The organism is Moorena sp. SIO3I6 (genome assembly GCF_010672095.1).
The window spans coordinates 31,562-47,516 of the sequence record NZ_JAAHHU010000017.1; the positions used below are offsets into that span (position 1 = coordinate 31,562).

Consider the following 15,955-nt stretch of genomic DNA (forward strand, 5'->3'; position numbering starts at 1 on the left):
TTTATCTCTTGGCAATCACCCAAACGGCATGGATAATACCTGGAATGTAACCCAATAGGGTTAAAAGGATATTTATCCAAAAGGGCCAGCCAAAACCCACTTGCAAAAATACTCCCAGTGGTGGCACGAAAATAGCACATAAAATCCGAATTAAATCCATTCTGGTATACCTTTGGTGTTTGTTACGACAAGGCTGATTGGCTTAAGCACTGCGACGCGCGTACTCACTTCCATTGTGCCAAATTATTCTAGTCTTAGAGCCGGGTTACCGGACCTATAATCCCTGTTTTGTGTTCGGTTAGGCCGCCCGTCCCTAGTAAACAGTTTAATCCTGATATTGATTAGCAGTCACCCATACAGCATGGAGTATGGCAGGCACTACACCATATTTGGGAAAACCAAGTTGAGTGCCTACAATGAAACCCAATACCATTAACAGAATATTAAGCCAAAAGGACTTGCCAAAACTCACTTGCAAGAACACACCGAGTGGTGGAAGGAAAATGGCACAGATGATCCGGATGAAATACATTATTGTTGTACCTCGATTACTGCTCTTAGTTAATTCCCTGGTAATTTCCTCTGAATCCGGAATTTCCTAGCTAAGATGCCAGCAATGGAGATTAGTTCCCCCTTTGTAAGGGTTATGACACCTATGAATGACTGCCAGTTCCTAGCTCTGTCTCTAAGGTCAGGGAAAAACATGCTGCTAGGCCACAAGCCTTTAAAACCAGGCAGTTCCTAGTCAGTAATAGGTAATCTCTAATTGCTAATGGTGATTACTCAAGGGTCTATTACCGATTAGCTATACCTATTACCCATGACCGAAAAAACCTTCCAAAAATCTTTTCGCCCTTAGGAGCAGTTATTTACAATGTCTTATCAACAAGAGAAACAGGTTGCGATTGAGGCAGCCTTAGCCGCTGCCAAAATTTGTGAGCAAGTCCGGAGTGAACGGGTGACTGAAGCTATGGAAAAAAGTGACAAAAGCCCTGTCACTGTTGCCGATTATGGTTCCCAGGCAGTGATTTGCCGCTTACTTGGCCAAGCTTTTCCTAATGTTCCAGTAGTGGGTGAAGAAGATGCTGCTGATTTGGTGGAACCAACCATGGCGAATCAGTTGGCACAGGTAACTAGTTATGTGCAATCTGTAACTAATGATGCTACTCCTGAGGCAGTGGTTAGTTGGATTAATCGAGGCAATGGTGAGATTGGACCTCGCTACTGGACCTTAGACCCGATTGATGGCACCAAAGGGTTTCTGCGTAATGATCAATATGCTGTCGCCTTGGCTTTGGTAGAACAAGGTGAAGTGAAAGTAGGAGTGCTAGCTTGCCCAGCTTTACCCGTCAACCTAGCCCAACCAGATGGGGAACGGGGTGTCCTATTTGTGGCAGTACGGGGTCAGGGAGCAACCATGGTACCTATTAGTGGTGGGGAACCCCAATCGATTCAAGTGACTGATGCTGGTAATACAGCAGAACTCCGGTTCGTCGAAAGCGTGGAATCTGGTCATGGTGACCATTCTCGCCAAGATTTTGTAGCTAAGGCGGTGGGAATTACTGCAGATTCCCTGCGGATGGATTCTCAGGCTAAGTATGGTGCGGTTGCCTCTGGTCACGCAGCCCTTTACCTACGTTTACCTTCCTCGAAGTATCCCAACTACCGTGAGAAAATTTGGGACCATGCTGCAGGCACTATTGTTGTGGAGGAAGCTGGTGGGCTTGTTACAGATATGCATGGTAAGCCTCTGAACTTTTCGATCGGTTCTAAGCTAGTTGAAAATCAGGGTGTGGTTGTCAGCAATGGTGTAATCCATGAGACGGTGTTGGCAGCACTGCGGGATACAGCCAAATAGAGACAGCTAAAGCACAGGGCAGATCAGAACCTGGGGCAACGATCCGGCAAGGGAATAGTATTTCTCTTGCCCAATCATCCCTGCGCGTAAACGCGCGGGGAGTTTCATTGACACTTATGGGTTTATTAAGTAATTAACCATTGGGCAAGATCTGGGTAAAAGTACCCGATCCAATATCCCCAGTCTAATGATTGGCTAACTGGAGCAGGGATCATCTCTCCTCGAAAATCCAGCAGCTGGACAATAATTAAGTAAGCGATCGCTAGCAATATCGATATAGCTCCAGTTATAATAGCGACTATTTTTCCGCGTTCCATAAGTCTTCTATCAAATCACAGCACGGTTGTTACAGAGCTTTCTATTCCCAAAATCTAATCCTACTATGGACGTGCATCACCAGGAGGCTCTATGAAACGGTCACGTTTGAAATTCTCCCGCTACTATCCTTTATGGCGCCAGCAATTGCGTCAGCGTACCAGACGACAAATCCTACTAGCGTCTAGTGTGGGATTGAGCCTACTGCTGATCTCGATCACCATTTTAGTGTTGATTGATCGCAAGAACCCGCTAGGATTAACGAATTGGGTAGTGTTGCTGCCCCAGCAAATCATGGGGCGCAGAAATCCCAAGGACACTACAGTCCTAAAACTAGCATCCCAATCCCCCGAGGAGCGGATGGCACAACTCGAAGCGATCGCAATTGGACCAAAATCCCTCAATCGTGGCCGTGCTCGTTACCTATTGGCGGTTGATGCCATAGCTGGGCAGCAGGGCAGGGAGGCACTGCGTTGGTTAGATAAGTTAGAGTGGGAATATCCAGTAATAGCCGGACATATTGTGCTCAAACGAGCACAGGCTTACCAACTCACTGGGGACAAAGCTCAAGCCCAAGAAGCTTGGCAGGAGTTGCTCCAACGCTATGGTAATCAGCCAGTGGCAGCTGAAGCGTTGTATGCCTTCTTGTCAGATGATTCACCCTACCGCAAACCAGAACAGGAATCTATTGCTCCGAAATATGCCAGAATCACCTCGACTTCTGAGCAGCCGTGGTTAGCAAAAATACAGCAGATGTATGACTTCTCTGCCGAAGAGGCAAAATACTGGGAACGAGCACTGAAAAAATATCCTTCTCATCCTCGCATCATTGAATTAATCCAGCAAAAGCTCAAGGATCAGCCCAATCAACCTGAACTGATGCTGTTATTAGCCAGGTATACCTTTGACCAACCAGGGGTTACCCTAGTGCTAGATAAACTAGTGAGTAACTACGGCAAATCTGTCGATGAGAAAAATCGTGCTATAATCCAGCCCCAAGATTGGGAAGCGATCGCATTAGCCTATTGGAAAGACCGCAAATATGCTCAAGCCAGTGCTGCTTATGCCAATGCTAAACCAATACCTAAGCATACTTACCTAGGGGCTAGAGCACTTCAGTATGCTCAAAAGCCCAAAGCAGCGAAAGTGGCTTATAAAAAGATGGTTGAGGAATTTCCCAATGCCAAAGAAACCGCTTTGGCTTATCTCCAACTCGCTGCACTAGAACCACCCATTGACAAGATACCGTATTTCGACCAAGTTATCGATCGCTTTCCCGACCGAGCTGCTGAGGCACTTTTGGCCAAAGCCAAAACTCTCGAACAACTCAAAAGTCCCAACGCTGCTGAGCAAGCCTATCAATTGTTAATCGACAACTATAGCAATTCTGATGCGGCAGCGGACTATCGCTGGCAGATGGCTCAAGAGGCTGCACAAAATGGAGACATCCTGACAGCTTGGCATAACGTTCAGCCTATCCTTAAGGATAATCCCCACAGTCTGATCGCCCGTAGAGCAGGGTTTTGGTCGGGAAAATGGGCAACTCAGCTAGGACGGAAGCAGGAAGCCGAAGCAGCGTTTAAGCAGGTGATTACCAACCATATTCAATCTTACTATGCTTGGCGCTCAGCGGTACAGTTGGGTTGGGATGTGGGAGACTTTAGCACACTGCGCCAGTCATCCCTTACTGTAAACTGGCCAACGGTGCGACCCGAGTTACCTGTGGGCTCAGCAGCTTTGAAGGAATTGTATCAGCTTGGTCAAGACCAGGATGCTTGGAGCCTATGGCAAGGGGAATTTCAAACTCGCCTCAAGCCCACTGTGCCACAACAGTTTACTGATGGCTTGTTCAGGCTGGCGATGGGAGAATACCTAAAAGGAATTTCCCTGGTAGAGACCCTCGAAGACCGAGAAACATCCCAAGAACAGGAGCAGTATCAGAAAATCAGGAAAAAACCGGCTTACTGGCAAGCCCTCTATCCCTTTCCCTATATAGAGATAATCGAAACTGAGTCAAAACAGCGTAACATTAATCCTCTACTGGTTATATCCTTAATGCGTCAAGAGTCTCGATTTGAGGCAAACATTACATCAGTTGCTGGTGCCATGGGCTTAATGCAAATGTTGCCCAGTACTGCAGCTTGGGTAGGGAAATCCATCAATTTTAACGACTATAAACTCGATAATCCCAACGATAATATTAAACTAGGAACCTGGTTTCTCGCCCATAGCCATCGCGTGTATGAGGATAACTCCGCATTCGCCATTGCTAGTTACAATGCTGGTCAAGGTAATGTAGGGAAATGGCTAAAGGGAAATGAACCCATTGATTTAGATGAATTTGTGGAAACTATACCCTTTAGTGAAACCAGAAACTATGTCAAGCAAGTTTTGGGTAATTACTGGAATTACTTACGCTTATACAATCCTGAGGTTGGTCAGGAGTTAGTAGACTTTTTTGCTCAAGAGTGATCCAGCAAGACTGACCTTGACACTCCCCGGTCTAAAGACGCGGGGATTCTTCTCTCAACGACTCGGCTTGCTGAACCTGATTCGCCGTAGGCGACGCTTCGCGAACGGAATCAAGAACAGTAGAGGCCAAAATTAAACTAAGCCGGTGAGTCGCCCCACCGACTCGTCTTCAAAACCGTACGTGATACTTTCGCATCATACGGCTCCTCATCAAACGGAACCATTGTCATTGGTACCTTCTAGAATGGGTTTTCGCATAGAGATCTGCTTTTTCGGCGCTATCGACTGCATTGTCAAGTTTCTCTTGTAAATCTGGCGGCATCTCCACAACCTCTATTTGTACTCTGTCTACTACAGCACTTGATGGGGCACTAGGATCACAAAGGATTACAACTTGCCAGAAATAGTCTTTGCCCACTAAGAGCCCTGGTTCACCTTCTGGAAAGGGGGATAGGGTCATAATCCCTGGTGAACTCTGCAATGACATGCTATGGACTTCTGTGAAGTTACCATCTGAGCCACGGCTGTAGATCGTGAATTTCAGCTCTAAGGATTTGGAGTCAGGCACAAACCAAGCAAATGTTGGATGGGTAGAAGTGGTTCGCCCAACATAATTTTGAGAGGCAAGAACCGTTAACGGTATATCTCCTCCATCACACCCCCTAGTCGTTCCCGAATTCGTTCTGGTCTCTTTATCGGGAGTTTTTTGATCCTCAGGAGGCTTATACTCAGCTCTAGCTACAACTGCCGGAGTTGCCACCAGCGCTAAACTCAAGACACAACCAGTTACTACTCTAACGTTAATGGGTTTGTTAAAAAGCCCCACAATTTCAGCCATCATAATATTGATTGAGTAGACGCTTATTTAATTAAGACCATACTACGAATAGGGTAGCCATGACTGGATGCTTGCTACCAACTTTATGAAAAATATCAGAGAAATGGATAACTTAGTTTGGTAATCTTAATTGCTGAAAACTACACAGCTAAAGGCGTTTATATTTGAGTTGTGAACATATTTCCAAAGGCCAAGAGGCAAAAGGCAAGAGGAATCCCCCCTAACCCCCCTTAGTAAGGGGGGCAGGCAAGAGGGGAAAGATATCCGGAGTTTTATTGTCCAAAAAAAAAAGACATCCTAGGTTTACGTCTCATTTATAAAGCCTATATAACAAAACAAAAACACAAGCTCAAAAATCCATTAGCTCGTAGGGTGCGTTAGGGACGGGCTCGCCCTTATTTTTAACTTCGTAGCCAGGGTTGAGATAGCCCGTCCCGTAACGCACCACCAAAAGCCTCTGATTTGGCGTTGCTTAATAATGGAATGATTTTAATAGTTTTCTGGAATGGGCATCTTGCGTGGAACTGGCATCTTGTGTAGAACTGGCATCTTGCCAGTTTCATGCTTATTTCCTTGCGGGCAGGATGCCCACTCTACTCCTATTCATTCCTAAATTCAGCAACGCCTCTGATTTTTCATCTCGAGCGCCAGAGTTGAGATAGTCCGCCCTGTAACGCACCACCAAAATGCTCGCTGTATAACTCATAGTTATGAACAACGTTGTACTAGTTTAAAATTAGCATTTGCGTAGCGTATATTTCAGAATATCGCTGATTTTTTATTAATCCTAAAACCCCCCAAAAAAAAATTCTAAAAACCCTTGACAAATTCAGTTATAATCATTACAATAATCATTGTATAAACACAATGAGTTCACTTTTTTATCCATGTCACGAAAATTTCGCCAAAACTTCAAGAAACAACCTGCTCAGCACACCTTGAAAGGGTCTCGTGAAGCAGTAATTTATAGTATGCAAATGCTTTATTCACTAGGCTATGCCGAGATTGCGGAATGGACTCCTCTGGAGCCGACCGACGTTCCCGGGGAAGTGATGACGACAATAACTAAGTATTGGCTGTTGCCGTAACACCTTGTCTTGATGCAGTCGCTCATGGGGGAAACCCCCAAGACCGCGCTGCATCGCTAAATTTCTGGGGGGGTTTCCCCCCCTAGCAAAGGTCAATCAGATCGAATCACATCAGGTTCCGTTTGGGAACTCAGTGACATAGCGATTTCAAGGAACTTATTGTGGAGTTGAAATAGCCGTGGATAGTATTTCTACGGCTATTTTTTTTATTTTTGATACTTATAGAAAAAGAGAATTGAGAATTGAGAATCGGGGAACGGGAATCGGGAATCGGGAATCGGGAATCGGGAATCGGGAATTGGGAATTGGGAATCGGGAATTGGGCTCTCCATGAGCGACTGCATCAAGAAATCATAAAAGTTCCTCTGGTCAGGAAAATTTGGAGAGACTTTAGATTTATTTAGTTTGAGCCGGTGGTGCGTTACGGGGTGGGCTATTTCAACGCTGGCAAAGAGGCGGAAAATCAGGGCAATCCCACCCCTAACGCACCCTACGAAAATTTACTTTAGATTTATTTAGGGGCTTATTCCCAGATCCGCTGTTCCCGATTCCCGATTCCCGATTCCCGATTCCCGACTTCTGCAAGAAGTCTATTTTAGAATTTTTTGATATATTTCAAACCTTTCAAAAAAAGAGTTTTCAAGCCATAGCTAACTTTGGCGATACTCCAGTTACGACCTGCTAGAGGCCAGGTTAACTCGCACAGAGTTCCTTGGGGAGAAAGGGGCTCTCGCTTAAATGTTCCTCCTAGTTGTTTCGCCAGATTTTTACATTGCTTTGTTCCTCGGTTTTCAGAGGATGAACAGATACCAGAGCCATTATCTTTAAGACTCAGAGTGTACCATTCATCATGTAGCTTACCAATGGCACTAATACGAGTTACTCCTTTAGCATGTTTCCCGACATTGCACAAAGCTTCTTCCAGAAACTGGCAGAGTTTTCGCTTTTGCTCAATAGTTAAATATTGTTCCGGTATCGGCTCAAATTTAAGAACTTTAAGCTTGAGGGTCTCAAAACAAGGAAGATTCCGTTCCAGGGTATCTCTACAGACTTCATAGAACAGCTTATGGATTGGAGGATTCAATGACAGTTTTAGGTTACTTCCTAGACGGATAGTTTCTTCTTGAGTCGGAGTTTCTTGTTTGAGGTATTCTGAAATCTCCCATATGTCATCCTTGATAGTTTTAAGTTTCAACAGCAATTCGTCTTGTGGCAAATCCTGGTTTTGAATGCGGGTAATAATGTAGGCTAGTGTTTGCATTGGACCATTATGAATGAGATTAAATGTTTCCTCGATAGTCCCTTGGCGCACATTGATCTGAGACCTCAAAGCCTGGTCATAGTGATAGAAAGCAGGAAATAGTAAACTATTTATGACTAAAATTAACAACGCTGGTGCTACTGGAATCCACCAGCCCCAAACTAGGAACACATAACCAACTCCAACTAGTGCGAAGCTGGCAACCCCAACACCAAACAGATTTTTGAATGGGGATTGAGTGAGCCGACCAAGACCCATGGCCAGAAAACCCCAACCTAAAATCCATAGATATTCCCAGGGATCTGACCAAGTTCTTAAAAGCGATCGCTTATCCAGAACGGCACTGAGAATTTGACTAGTAGCATGGGCATGAAATTCCACCCCATAGATTTCTCCAGGAGGGTTCAAACCCTTGATGGCAGTGGTATTGACAGTGTCTTTGATGCTGGGAGTAGTGACTCCAACAATAACAATGCGATCGCGAATCCAACTTGAATTAAATTGCCCTGTTTCGATATCCCTGACAGATAAGCGTCTAAACGGTTTGCGACCACTGCGAAAATTGAGCAGCACTTGAACTCCAAAGTGATCAGTGCCCACATATCCACCGGAATTGGTCAAAAAGCGAGGTAGCTCAGTCTCACCAAAGCGCATAGTAAGGCGATCGTGAATGCCATTTTCAAGTTCAATCTTTTCCTTCTCAGCACCCAAATAAGCTTTCGCCAGCAGTAAAGCCAGGGAGAATACATATTCTCTCCTAGTTTCATCCCTATACATCCCAAGAATACTGCGCCTGAGCTTGCTATCTTGATCTGGAATAACATCTGAGAAACCAATCCGTTCCGGGGGAAATCCGGGTGGTGGCTTAATTTTAGTTGGTAATACTTTTTCAATGGCAATCAGATTCTTGATATCCTCAAAGGCTTCAACCAGTTGCTCGTGACCTGGCTCAACTGGTAGATCCCGAACAATATCAAGACCAATTGCTCTGGGTTTGTAGGTTTGCAATCTCCGCAGCAGCCTTGCAATGTCTTGATCTGGTATTGGATAGCTTTCTACATCCTGGATATCCTTTTCATCAATTCCAACAATAACAACCCGTTCATCCATAGGTTCAGAAGGACGCAGGCGCAGAAAGGTATCGAGGGTGATCCACTCACTAAATTGAAGTGACCCATTGAGACGGGCGAACATTACCAGTCCAATCACTGCAATTCCTGGCAGTTCTCCTCCACGCCAGGTAGCAATTTTGTGTTTTATTTTTGGCCAAATACTTAGCAACAACAGTTTTTACCCTTGCTTAATTTACAGCGTTTTTAAGATAGCGCTTTGCGACTTTGTTAAGTATATTTTATGGTTTTTTAGGAAACAGGTAACAGGGAATAGGGAATAGAACAGTTGGCATCTAACCTAAGTTATTTATTATTGTAAATTAAGAAGTGGACTTTATCTTTTTTGCCTCATTTTAATAATTAACTTATCGGCAAATCGCTATAACTATGAGGTACACAGGATTTTTTCCCTATTCCCTATTCCCTATTCCCTATTCCCTATTCCCTATTCCCTATTCCCTATTCCCTATTCCCTATTCCCTGTTCCCTATTCCCTGTTCCCTGTTCCCTGTTCCCTATTCCCTGTTCCCTGTTCCCTGTTCCCTGTTCCCTAAAACCCAGGAATCTGTACCTCAGCCAATTGAAAACCGCTATATCAATCAATAAACCCTTCTTCTCTGGCTCGCATCTCAGTTTGAATTCGGAGATTCTTCCCGTCTTCAGGATAAACACCCAGAACGTCTCGAATTTTCGTCCAGTAGTGAACCACAGTTCGTTCACTTTTATGCATACGCTCAGCAATTGCCCTATCTTGCAATTCCTCATGAAATGCTAGGGTGAGTACCTCCAGCCACTCTGGCTTGACTTCTCCTTTGAGCATCTTTAGATCTTTTGTATGGGTTAATCCCTGCAATGCCCAGTCAACTCTAGTTAACATAACCTGACCGGAGAAACCCTTATCTACCACCGTGAAACCCCCTTTGTGCTCGTCAATCTCATCCTTAATCCGCACCAGAGCTTTGAGGTAAGTGCTGAGCACCACAAGATTGAGGTTGGGGTACTGCTTCATCACTATCTGCAAAAGTTTAATGCCCGTATCGATTTTAGCTGTATTCTCAGAAGCTTCTGGAATGGAAAGATCTACAATAACAAGGTCAAGCTGAAATCGTTCCAGTTGTTCCAGAGCGCTCTGGAACGTTTGAGCTGTTAGGATTTCCGCTTCTGGATACTTCCGTCGTAGGGTGTCGATTATTCCACCCAGCATCAATTCGTGGTCATCAACCACAAGGAGCTTCAGTTTCCCTGGCTTTGGTAAATCTTGGCTCATCATCAATTCCCTCTATGTTTCCTATTCACCATTGGAACCTATCGTTGCAATTTAGCCAACGAGGTTTTAAGACAGCCAAGTTTTTCCTGTCATCAGTCTTAAATAGGTGTAAGCATTCAGCTATCAGCTATCAGCGATTAGCGCTACCTCACAGGCTAGAAGCCTGTGCCACGCACGCTACTTGAGGTGCTATCAGCTATCAGCTATCAGCCTATGCGCTATGCGCACCCTACGCGAACAGCTTTTGAAGAAAATAGCTGACGGCTGACCGCTGACTGCTGAATGCTTACAAATAGGTAGAACCACTGCTGACTTTTTAGCTTAAAAAGACACAGATAGATAAAGCAATCCCCTTGTCTACCAAGTTGATTGCTGGTTTAAGACAATAACTGGGTAGAATTCAGTCAGTAGGATTGCTGAAAACTACATACAGCGCTACGCGCAAGTCAGAAGTTAGAAGTCAGAAGTCAAAGGTGCGCTTTCCGCATCAAGAATTAAATTCGCCACGGGTCGCACCTAAAAGTAAGCTAGAACCAAACCAAACCCCACCGGTACCAAACCGATGGGGTAGATAAATACCAGTAATTATAATAGAAGAAACTCTTTTGTGCGGGAAGTAGCTCAATCATGACAGTAGCCACCAAACCTGTTGAAACTAATCCGATTGTGCTGAAGATGCCCCCAGCATTGGACATGGATGATGACCAGTTTTTTGAATTTTGTCAGATTAATCGAGATTTACGGATTGAACGCACGTCAGAGGGAGAAATAATTATTATGCCCCCAACAGGCAGTGGAACCGGAGGTCGAAATTTCAGTCTCAATGGTCAGTTGTGGAGTTGGGTAGAACAAGATGGCACAGGCAAGGGTTTTGACTCTTCTGCTGGCTTTAAGCTTCCCAATGGTGCGGAGCGCTCCCCTGATGCCTCTTGGGTAACCTTAGAAAAATGGGAAGCCCTAACACCTCAACAACAGGAAAAATTTGCTCCTCTATGCCCAGATTTTGTGATTGAATTGCGTTCCCCCAGTGATAGCGTCAAAGACCTCAAAGACAAGATGGAAGAGTACATAGACAATGGCGCGAAGTTGGGCTGGTTGATTGACCCCAATAATCGTCGAGTGTATATTTACCGTCCTGGTGGGGAAGTGGAGCAGTTGGACAATCCTGCTACGGTAAAGGGGGATGACTCGGTGCTGCCGGGTTTCGTGCTGAAGCTGGAGAAAATCTGGTAGGGGCAGGAGTTATCACCACCATTGTCACTTGTAAAATTAAGGGTTTCTCCACCCTTCAATAATTCTAATTGCTACATTCAAATATGGGTTATCAAGGAATTCTTCAATTGCTCCTTGACCACCTTCTTTGATAGCATTAACTAGCCTTTCTTTCTTGGTTGGTGTAATGGCTGCACTGACAAAAGCTTCTTGCTGTGCTTCTGTGGCGGTAGGGTTGGTTTTCTCTAGTTGTTGGATTAATTGCTGAATTTCAGCGGCTGCTTCTGCTAGGTTTTGTTTTTGCTCTGAAGAATAATTATTATTGATGTCTCTACCTATATTTTGAGCATGAACGGTATCGGCATCCACTAATCCTCCACCAAACTGAGGATTGTTTAGGTCAAATTTAGAAACTTTCTTAGGGGCTTGTGACATAGTATCTCCTTGATGATTATAGGCTTCTGCATAAAAAATAGGACGCTGAAGTGCTGTTTGGATCATAGTTTCTAGACTCGAAATCCGGCTATCTTTCTCTGTTAAAAGTACCTGCGCCTCGGTTTCTGCGAATGCTTTTGTATTGTTATAAGTTGTGAAATACTCTCTATTCAGCTTAGAGTGGTCTGCATTAGATGCAGTTGCTGCACGAAGTAAGAACTTATCCTTACCTCGCTTCTCCATTGCCACAATCTCCAGTTCAGCATCAGGATTATTTTCAGCTAACTGCTTAAAAGAAATTGCGATCGCACGAGGGTCAACATCCTGATTATGATAGAGGTCTAGAGTATCAACTATGGGTTTAATGAAGTCAGCAAAATCCCCATCTTCAAACTCCTCCTCCCAATTATCCGGCTTACGACGGGGGTTCGGGTTATCTTTAGTGAGTAAGCGCATGAAGACATACCGACATTTCACCCCCTGCAATTGAGTATGACTAGTGATACCCCAATCTTCAATCGTAGCTCCCGTGAGCGTCGCACCCGTTAGATCGGCTTTATCTAATTGAGTTTGTATCAGTTTAGCTCTGGATAAATTAGCATTTTGTAAGTTAGCTCGGTTTAATTATGTTCCACTAAAGCTAGCATCTTGTAGATTAGTTTCCTTTAAATTAATACCTCTTAGATCGAGCCGATCAAAATTTTTATCTTGTCCCTCTCCAGTTATCAACAATTGTCTAATGTTTTCATATTGAAGATATTTTTTTCCGGGTCTAACTCGGTCAAGTTTAATAGTTTCCCTCCAACAAGTACGAGTGATAGTAGCCTCCCTTAAATCTGTACTTTTAAGGATAGCTCCCGTAAAATCAGCATTGGTTAAATCAGCTTTGTAAAAACTGGTTCCTCCTATGGCAGCAAAAGCAATAGCAATAGTGCGAATCCAGACATCTCTGGGGTCCCCCTTTAGAACATGCCAGCCCAGGTAAGTGGCAAGTAAGGCGAAGGCGGAGGCGGAGGCAAAGGCGGAAGCGGAGGCTATTGCAGAGGCTATGGCGAAGGCGGAGGCTATGGCGAAGGCAAAGGCGAAGGCGGAGGCTATTGCGGAGGCTATGGCGAAGGCGGAGGCTATGGCTATGACGGAGGTTACGGCGGAGGCGAAGGCTATTGCGGAGGCTAAGGCTATGGCGGAGGCTATAACTACGGCGGAGGCTACGGTGAAGCCGGAGGCTAAGGCTACGGCTATGGCTATGGCTATGGCTATGGCAAAGGCGGAGGCGGAGGCAAAGGCGGAGGCGGAGGCAAAGGCGGAGGCGGAGGCAAAGGCGGAGGCGGAGGTTATACCTAGACGTTGAATAACAGCAAATAAGGCAATTATTACAACCAGTGTTGTCCAGCCGAAGACTTGTAGTTCTACGTTGCTACCAGAGTAAAATACTAAGGCTACTAACACCCCACCAAATGAGGAAATAATTCCTGATAGTCCTGACGTTATCCAGGAAACCAACAGAAGAACGATTACCCACCGTTTCTGTAATCCTGCCTTGGCCTTACAGAAGTTAGTTCCAGTTAGATTAGCATTCTTAAAATTCGTTCCTCTAATATCCGCTTCACTAAAATCTGCCCCTGAAAGCTCTTTCCCCCGGAATGACTGACCTCTAAGATTTACCCTTTGGAAATCCCGTTCTCCTGCTGCATATTGTTTCAGAACTTCTTCAGCTTTCATCAGCGATAATCATATATAGAAAATGAAATAGAAAGTAGGGAACAAAAATTATCACAATTTATTTTATTTGAAGTAAATTATGTATCGCTTTCTATTATAAATTAAAACCAATAAATCAAGATTCTGGAAATACTTTCGCGAATAACTATGGAGTGGCATCAAAAATAAACTATATAGTGTTGATACACACTCCCTTCACAACCCTGCCGCTGTTCTGCTTTTGTGATCAACTTCGCTGCGCTAAAAGCGATTAGCCCAAAGGGCTACGCTACGCGAACGCACCTATACGAGGGAAGTTTAGTTGTAGTTAGTTATTATAGGACTTACGAAGTTGAGTTGGTTTTGCCCCCCTAACCCCCCAATTTTGGGGGGTTAGGGGGGCAAAGTCCCCCAGAATTGGGGTATTTAGGGGGCTTTGCGTAAGTCCATTATTAGAATAAGCAGTTATTGTCAATACAGTGATAATAATTCTTAATAAACCCCTATTGATTGTGTTTCTTAACTTACAGACTGTTCCAGACAAATATCCAGGGATAGGTTGTTGTAGCTGAAACCGACTTCCACCATTGCGATACTGGGAAGGAGCCGCTAAACGCGATTGGCCGTTGGCCACGCTACGCGATGAAGCAAAGCTTCCGCTAAAAGCGATTAGCCCAAAGGGCTACGCTACGCGAACGCATTAAGTTCTGGATAGGGTGCATCTCCTAAAAGCTGTTTCACCTGATGGTGCGTTACGGTGCGGGCTGTTTCAACAAGGGGCGAAGAAGCGAAAAATCATGGCTCGCCCGCCCCTAACGCACCCTACGCCTTCAACCTTCAAGCTTCTGATGGTGCGTTACGGTGCGGACTATCCCAACCCTGGCGAAGAGGCGAAAAATCATGGCTCGCCCGCCCCTAACGCACCCTACGCCTTCAACCTTCAACCTTCAACCAAAGAAACCTTCAACCTTCAAAGAAACCTTCAACCTAAACACTTCACCCAAGCCTCCCTTACCTCAGGTGAACCATACCAAAGCCCTTTCCTCCTAGGAGAATGTAGCACTTCATCAAGAGTAATATTAGTCGCTCCAGCCAAATGAGCAGCAGCAATGGGAGTAATCCCATCTCCCCAGCAATTCCCTTCTCCACAAGTGAGCTTGTAACTGTTGTAAGCCAACCAACTGCCTAAACGTCGCTTACCATAAATTGCCTTACCAGCAACACAAATATAATTGACATCTTGGTGAAACGCCCCTGGATAGTTATCATTCACAAAATCAAGATTGCGTTTAGTCCAACGTTCCTGACTGAGATGGGGTGTACCCAGAGTCACTAAAGTAGAGATATAGGAATGAGCATTCCATAACCCTACCGAGTCATCAGTAACATCTCCATGAATAGTGTAAGGCTTTTCTCCTAGATATATCCTGGCAATCCAGCCACCAGCAGAGTGACCGATTAAATTAATCTGTGAGGTGTTATGCTTCTCCAACTGCTGTTTAACAGCTTGGTCGATTTTTCGCAAAATTGGCACCACAGAGCGACCACCAAGGGTAGGAAACCAATCCTGTTGGCGTATTGGTACAGTAGTTGCGGCAATCCCTAGCTGTTGTAGTGATTGTTCTAAATCACGGTATTCACTAGCGCTAGCAAAATAGCCCGGTAAAATAACAGTTGGTAATGGCATCGGTAATTTTAATTTAATATAAATTTTATAGATAATTTTAAACTTTTGTGAAACTAGGTACACTTTATGGTATAAGTGTTGGTCCTGGGGATCCTGACCTGATCACCCTCAAAGCACTACGTATATTGAAACAGGCACCAGTAGTAGCCTTTCCTACTGGAGTCCGTGGAAAACCAGGACTGGCTCAACAGATTGTCGCTCAATGGTTGGAGAATCATCAGGTGCAGTTACCCTTGACATTTCCATATGTGCAGGATACCGCTATCTTGACCCAAGCATGGCAAGTTGCTGCTGAGCAAGTCTGGAATTATCTAGGATTAGGGCAAGATGTAGCATTTGTGTGCGAAGGAGATGTGAGCTTTTACAGCACATTTACCTATTTGGCACAGAAGCTACAACAGTTACATCCTCAAAGCCTGATTCAAACTGTACCAGGGGTATCTTCCCCCATGGCTACAGCATCGGTTTTAGGATTACCCTTGACCATTCGTGATCAGCGGCTGGTGGTGCTACCAGCTCTCTATAATGTGGAGGAACTGGAAAAGGTTTTGGATTGGGCAGATGTAGTAGTCTTGCTCAAAGTCAGTTCAGTTTATCAGCAGGTGTGGCAAGTGCTGCATCGACATCAGTTGTTGGAAAATGCCTATGTGGTAGAACGAGCAACTCTACCGGAGCAGGTGATTTATCGTAATTTATGCGATCGCCCTAA

General features: G+C 44.8%; 16 protein-coding genes and 2 pseudogenes. 6 read left to right on the top strand and 12 right to left on the bottom strand.

Annotated features, from left to right (window positions below):
* Position 1 precedes the first annotated feature (1 nt).
* Complete coding sequence (locus tag F6K49_RS08225) at positions 2-160, bottom strand: YqaE/Pmp3 family membrane protein (protein ID WP_070391771.1); 159 nt, start codon at positions 158-160, stop codon at positions 2-4.
* Positions 161-415: 255 nt separating this feature from the next.
* Positions 416-532 (bottom strand): annotated as a pseudogene (locus F6K49_RS53235) (YqaE/Pmp3 family membrane protein); the annotation flags it as partial.
* A gap of 342 nt (positions 533-874) precedes the next feature.
* On the opposite strand from F6K49_RS53235, the gene F6K49_RS08235 reads away from it, so the two are divergent.
* Positions 875-1,858 carry a 3'(2'),5'-bisphosphate nucleotidase gene (locus F6K49_RS08235; protein WP_293026216.1) on the top strand — a complete coding sequence of 328 codons (984 nt, stop codon included), beginning with the start codon at positions 875-877 and terminating at the stop codon, positions 1,856-1,858.
* Between the two features lie 125 nt (positions 1,859-1,983).
* Here the strand turns inward: F6K49_RS08235 and F6K49_RS08240 are convergent, their stop codons facing one another.
* Complete coding sequence (locus tag F6K49_RS08240) at positions 1,984-2,175, bottom strand: hypothetical protein (RefSeq protein WP_293037782.1); 192 nt, start codon at positions 2,173-2,175, stop codon at positions 1,984-1,986.
* Positions 2,176-2,266: 91 nt separating this feature from the next.
* Here F6K49_RS08240 and F6K49_RS08245 point away from each other — a divergent pair, with 91 nt between their 5' ends.
* Entirely contained in the window at positions 2,267-4,645 is a 2,379-nt protein-coding gene (locus tag F6K49_RS08245; protein WP_293095725.1) for a transglycosylase SLT domain-containing protein, read from the top strand.
* A 226-nt stretch (positions 4,646-4,871) separates the two neighbouring features.
* Here F6K49_RS08245 and F6K49_RS08250 read toward each other — a convergent pair whose 3' ends face one another.
* The gene (locus F6K49_RS08250; RefSeq protein ID WP_293095729.1) at positions 4,872-5,486 is read right to left on the bottom strand and encodes a DUF928 domain-containing protein; all 615 of its coding nucleotides are present in this window, start codon (positions 5,484-5,486) and stop codon (positions 4,872-4,874) included.
* Positions 5,487-6,048: 562 nt separating this feature from the next.
* Complete coding sequence (locus F6K49_RS08255; protein WP_293095732.1) at positions 6,049-6,189, bottom strand: hypothetical protein; 141 nt, start codon at positions 6,187-6,189, stop codon at positions 6,049-6,051.
* Between the two features lie 181 nt (positions 6,190-6,370).
* Between F6K49_RS08255 and F6K49_RS08260 the strand changes: the two genes are divergently transcribed.
* Positions 6,371-6,571 carry a hypothetical protein gene (locus F6K49_RS08260; protein ID WP_075873588.1) on the top strand — a complete coding sequence of 67 codons (201 nt, stop codon included), beginning with the start codon at positions 6,371-6,373 and terminating at the stop codon, positions 6,569-6,571.
* A gap of 206 nt (positions 6,572-6,777) precedes the next feature.
* Here F6K49_RS08260 and F6K49_RS08265 read toward each other — a convergent pair whose 3' ends face one another.
* Complete coding sequence (locus F6K49_RS08265; RefSeq protein WP_293040064.1) at positions 6,778-6,903, bottom strand: hypothetical protein; 126 nt, start codon at positions 6,901-6,903, stop codon at positions 6,778-6,780.
* Between the two features lie 263 nt (positions 6,904-7,166).
* Positions 7,167-9,116, bottom strand: a complete 1,950-nt coding sequence (locus tag F6K49_RS08270) for a CHASE2 domain-containing protein (protein WP_293095735.1) — start codon at positions 9,114-9,116, stop codon at positions 7,167-7,169.
* A 215-nt stretch (positions 9,117-9,331) separates the two neighbouring features.
* On the opposite strand from F6K49_RS08270, the gene F6K49_RS08275 reads away from it, so the two are divergent.
* On the top strand, positions 9,332-9,550 hold the full coding sequence (locus F6K49_RS08275; RefSeq protein ID WP_293095738.1) for a hypothetical protein: 219 nt from the start codon (positions 9,332-9,334) through the stop codon (positions 9,548-9,550).
* On the opposite strand, the gene F6K49_RS08280 is transcribed toward F6K49_RS08275, so the two are convergent.
* Complete coding sequence (locus F6K49_RS08280) at positions 9,540-10,214, bottom strand: response regulator transcription factor (protein ID WP_293018598.1); 675 nt, start codon at positions 10,212-10,214, stop codon at positions 9,540-9,542. The two genes, F6K49_RS08275 and F6K49_RS08280, sit on opposite strands and share 11 nt — an antisense overlap.
* A 624-nt stretch (positions 10,215-10,838) precedes the next feature.
* Here F6K49_RS08280 and F6K49_RS08285 point away from each other — a divergent pair.
* A complete protein-coding gene (locus tag F6K49_RS08285; RefSeq protein ID WP_293095741.1) occupies positions 10,839-11,444 on the top strand; it encodes a Uma2 family endonuclease in 606 nt (201 codons plus the stop codon).
* A 36-nt stretch (positions 11,445-11,480) separates the two neighbouring features.
* On the opposite strand, the gene F6K49_RS08290 is transcribed toward F6K49_RS08285, so the two are convergent.
* The 4 genes and pseudogenes from F6K49_RS08290 to F6K49_RS08300 form a co-directional block, all read right to left on the bottom strand.
* A complete protein-coding gene (locus tag F6K49_RS08290; protein WP_293095744.1) occupies positions 11,481-12,314 on the bottom strand; it encodes a hypothetical protein in 834 nt (277 codons plus the stop codon).
* Between the two features lie 78 nt (positions 12,315-12,392).
* A pseudogene (locus tag F6K49_RS53240) lies at positions 12,393-12,464 on the bottom strand (pentapeptide repeat-containing protein); the annotation flags it as partial.
* 18 nt (positions 12,465-12,482) lie between these two features.
* The gene (locus tag F6K49_RS08295) at positions 12,483-13,580 is read right to left on the bottom strand and encodes a pentapeptide repeat-containing protein (protein WP_293095746.1); all 1,098 of its coding nucleotides are present in this window, start codon (positions 13,578-13,580) and stop codon (positions 12,483-12,485) included.
* A 961-nt stretch (positions 13,581-14,541) separates the two neighbouring features.
* Positions 14,542-15,246, bottom strand: coding sequence for a lipase (locus F6K49_RS08300; RefSeq protein ID WP_293067387.1), 705 nt, complete (start codon positions 15,244-15,246; stop codon positions 14,542-14,544).
* Between the two features lie 47 nt (positions 15,247-15,293).
* On the opposite strand from F6K49_RS08300, the gene F6K49_RS08305 reads away from it, so the two are divergent.
* Positions 15,294-15,955: precorrin-2 C(20)-methyltransferase (locus F6K49_RS08305; RefSeq protein ID WP_293095749.1), on the top strand; the 662-nt coding region annotated here is incomplete at its 3' end.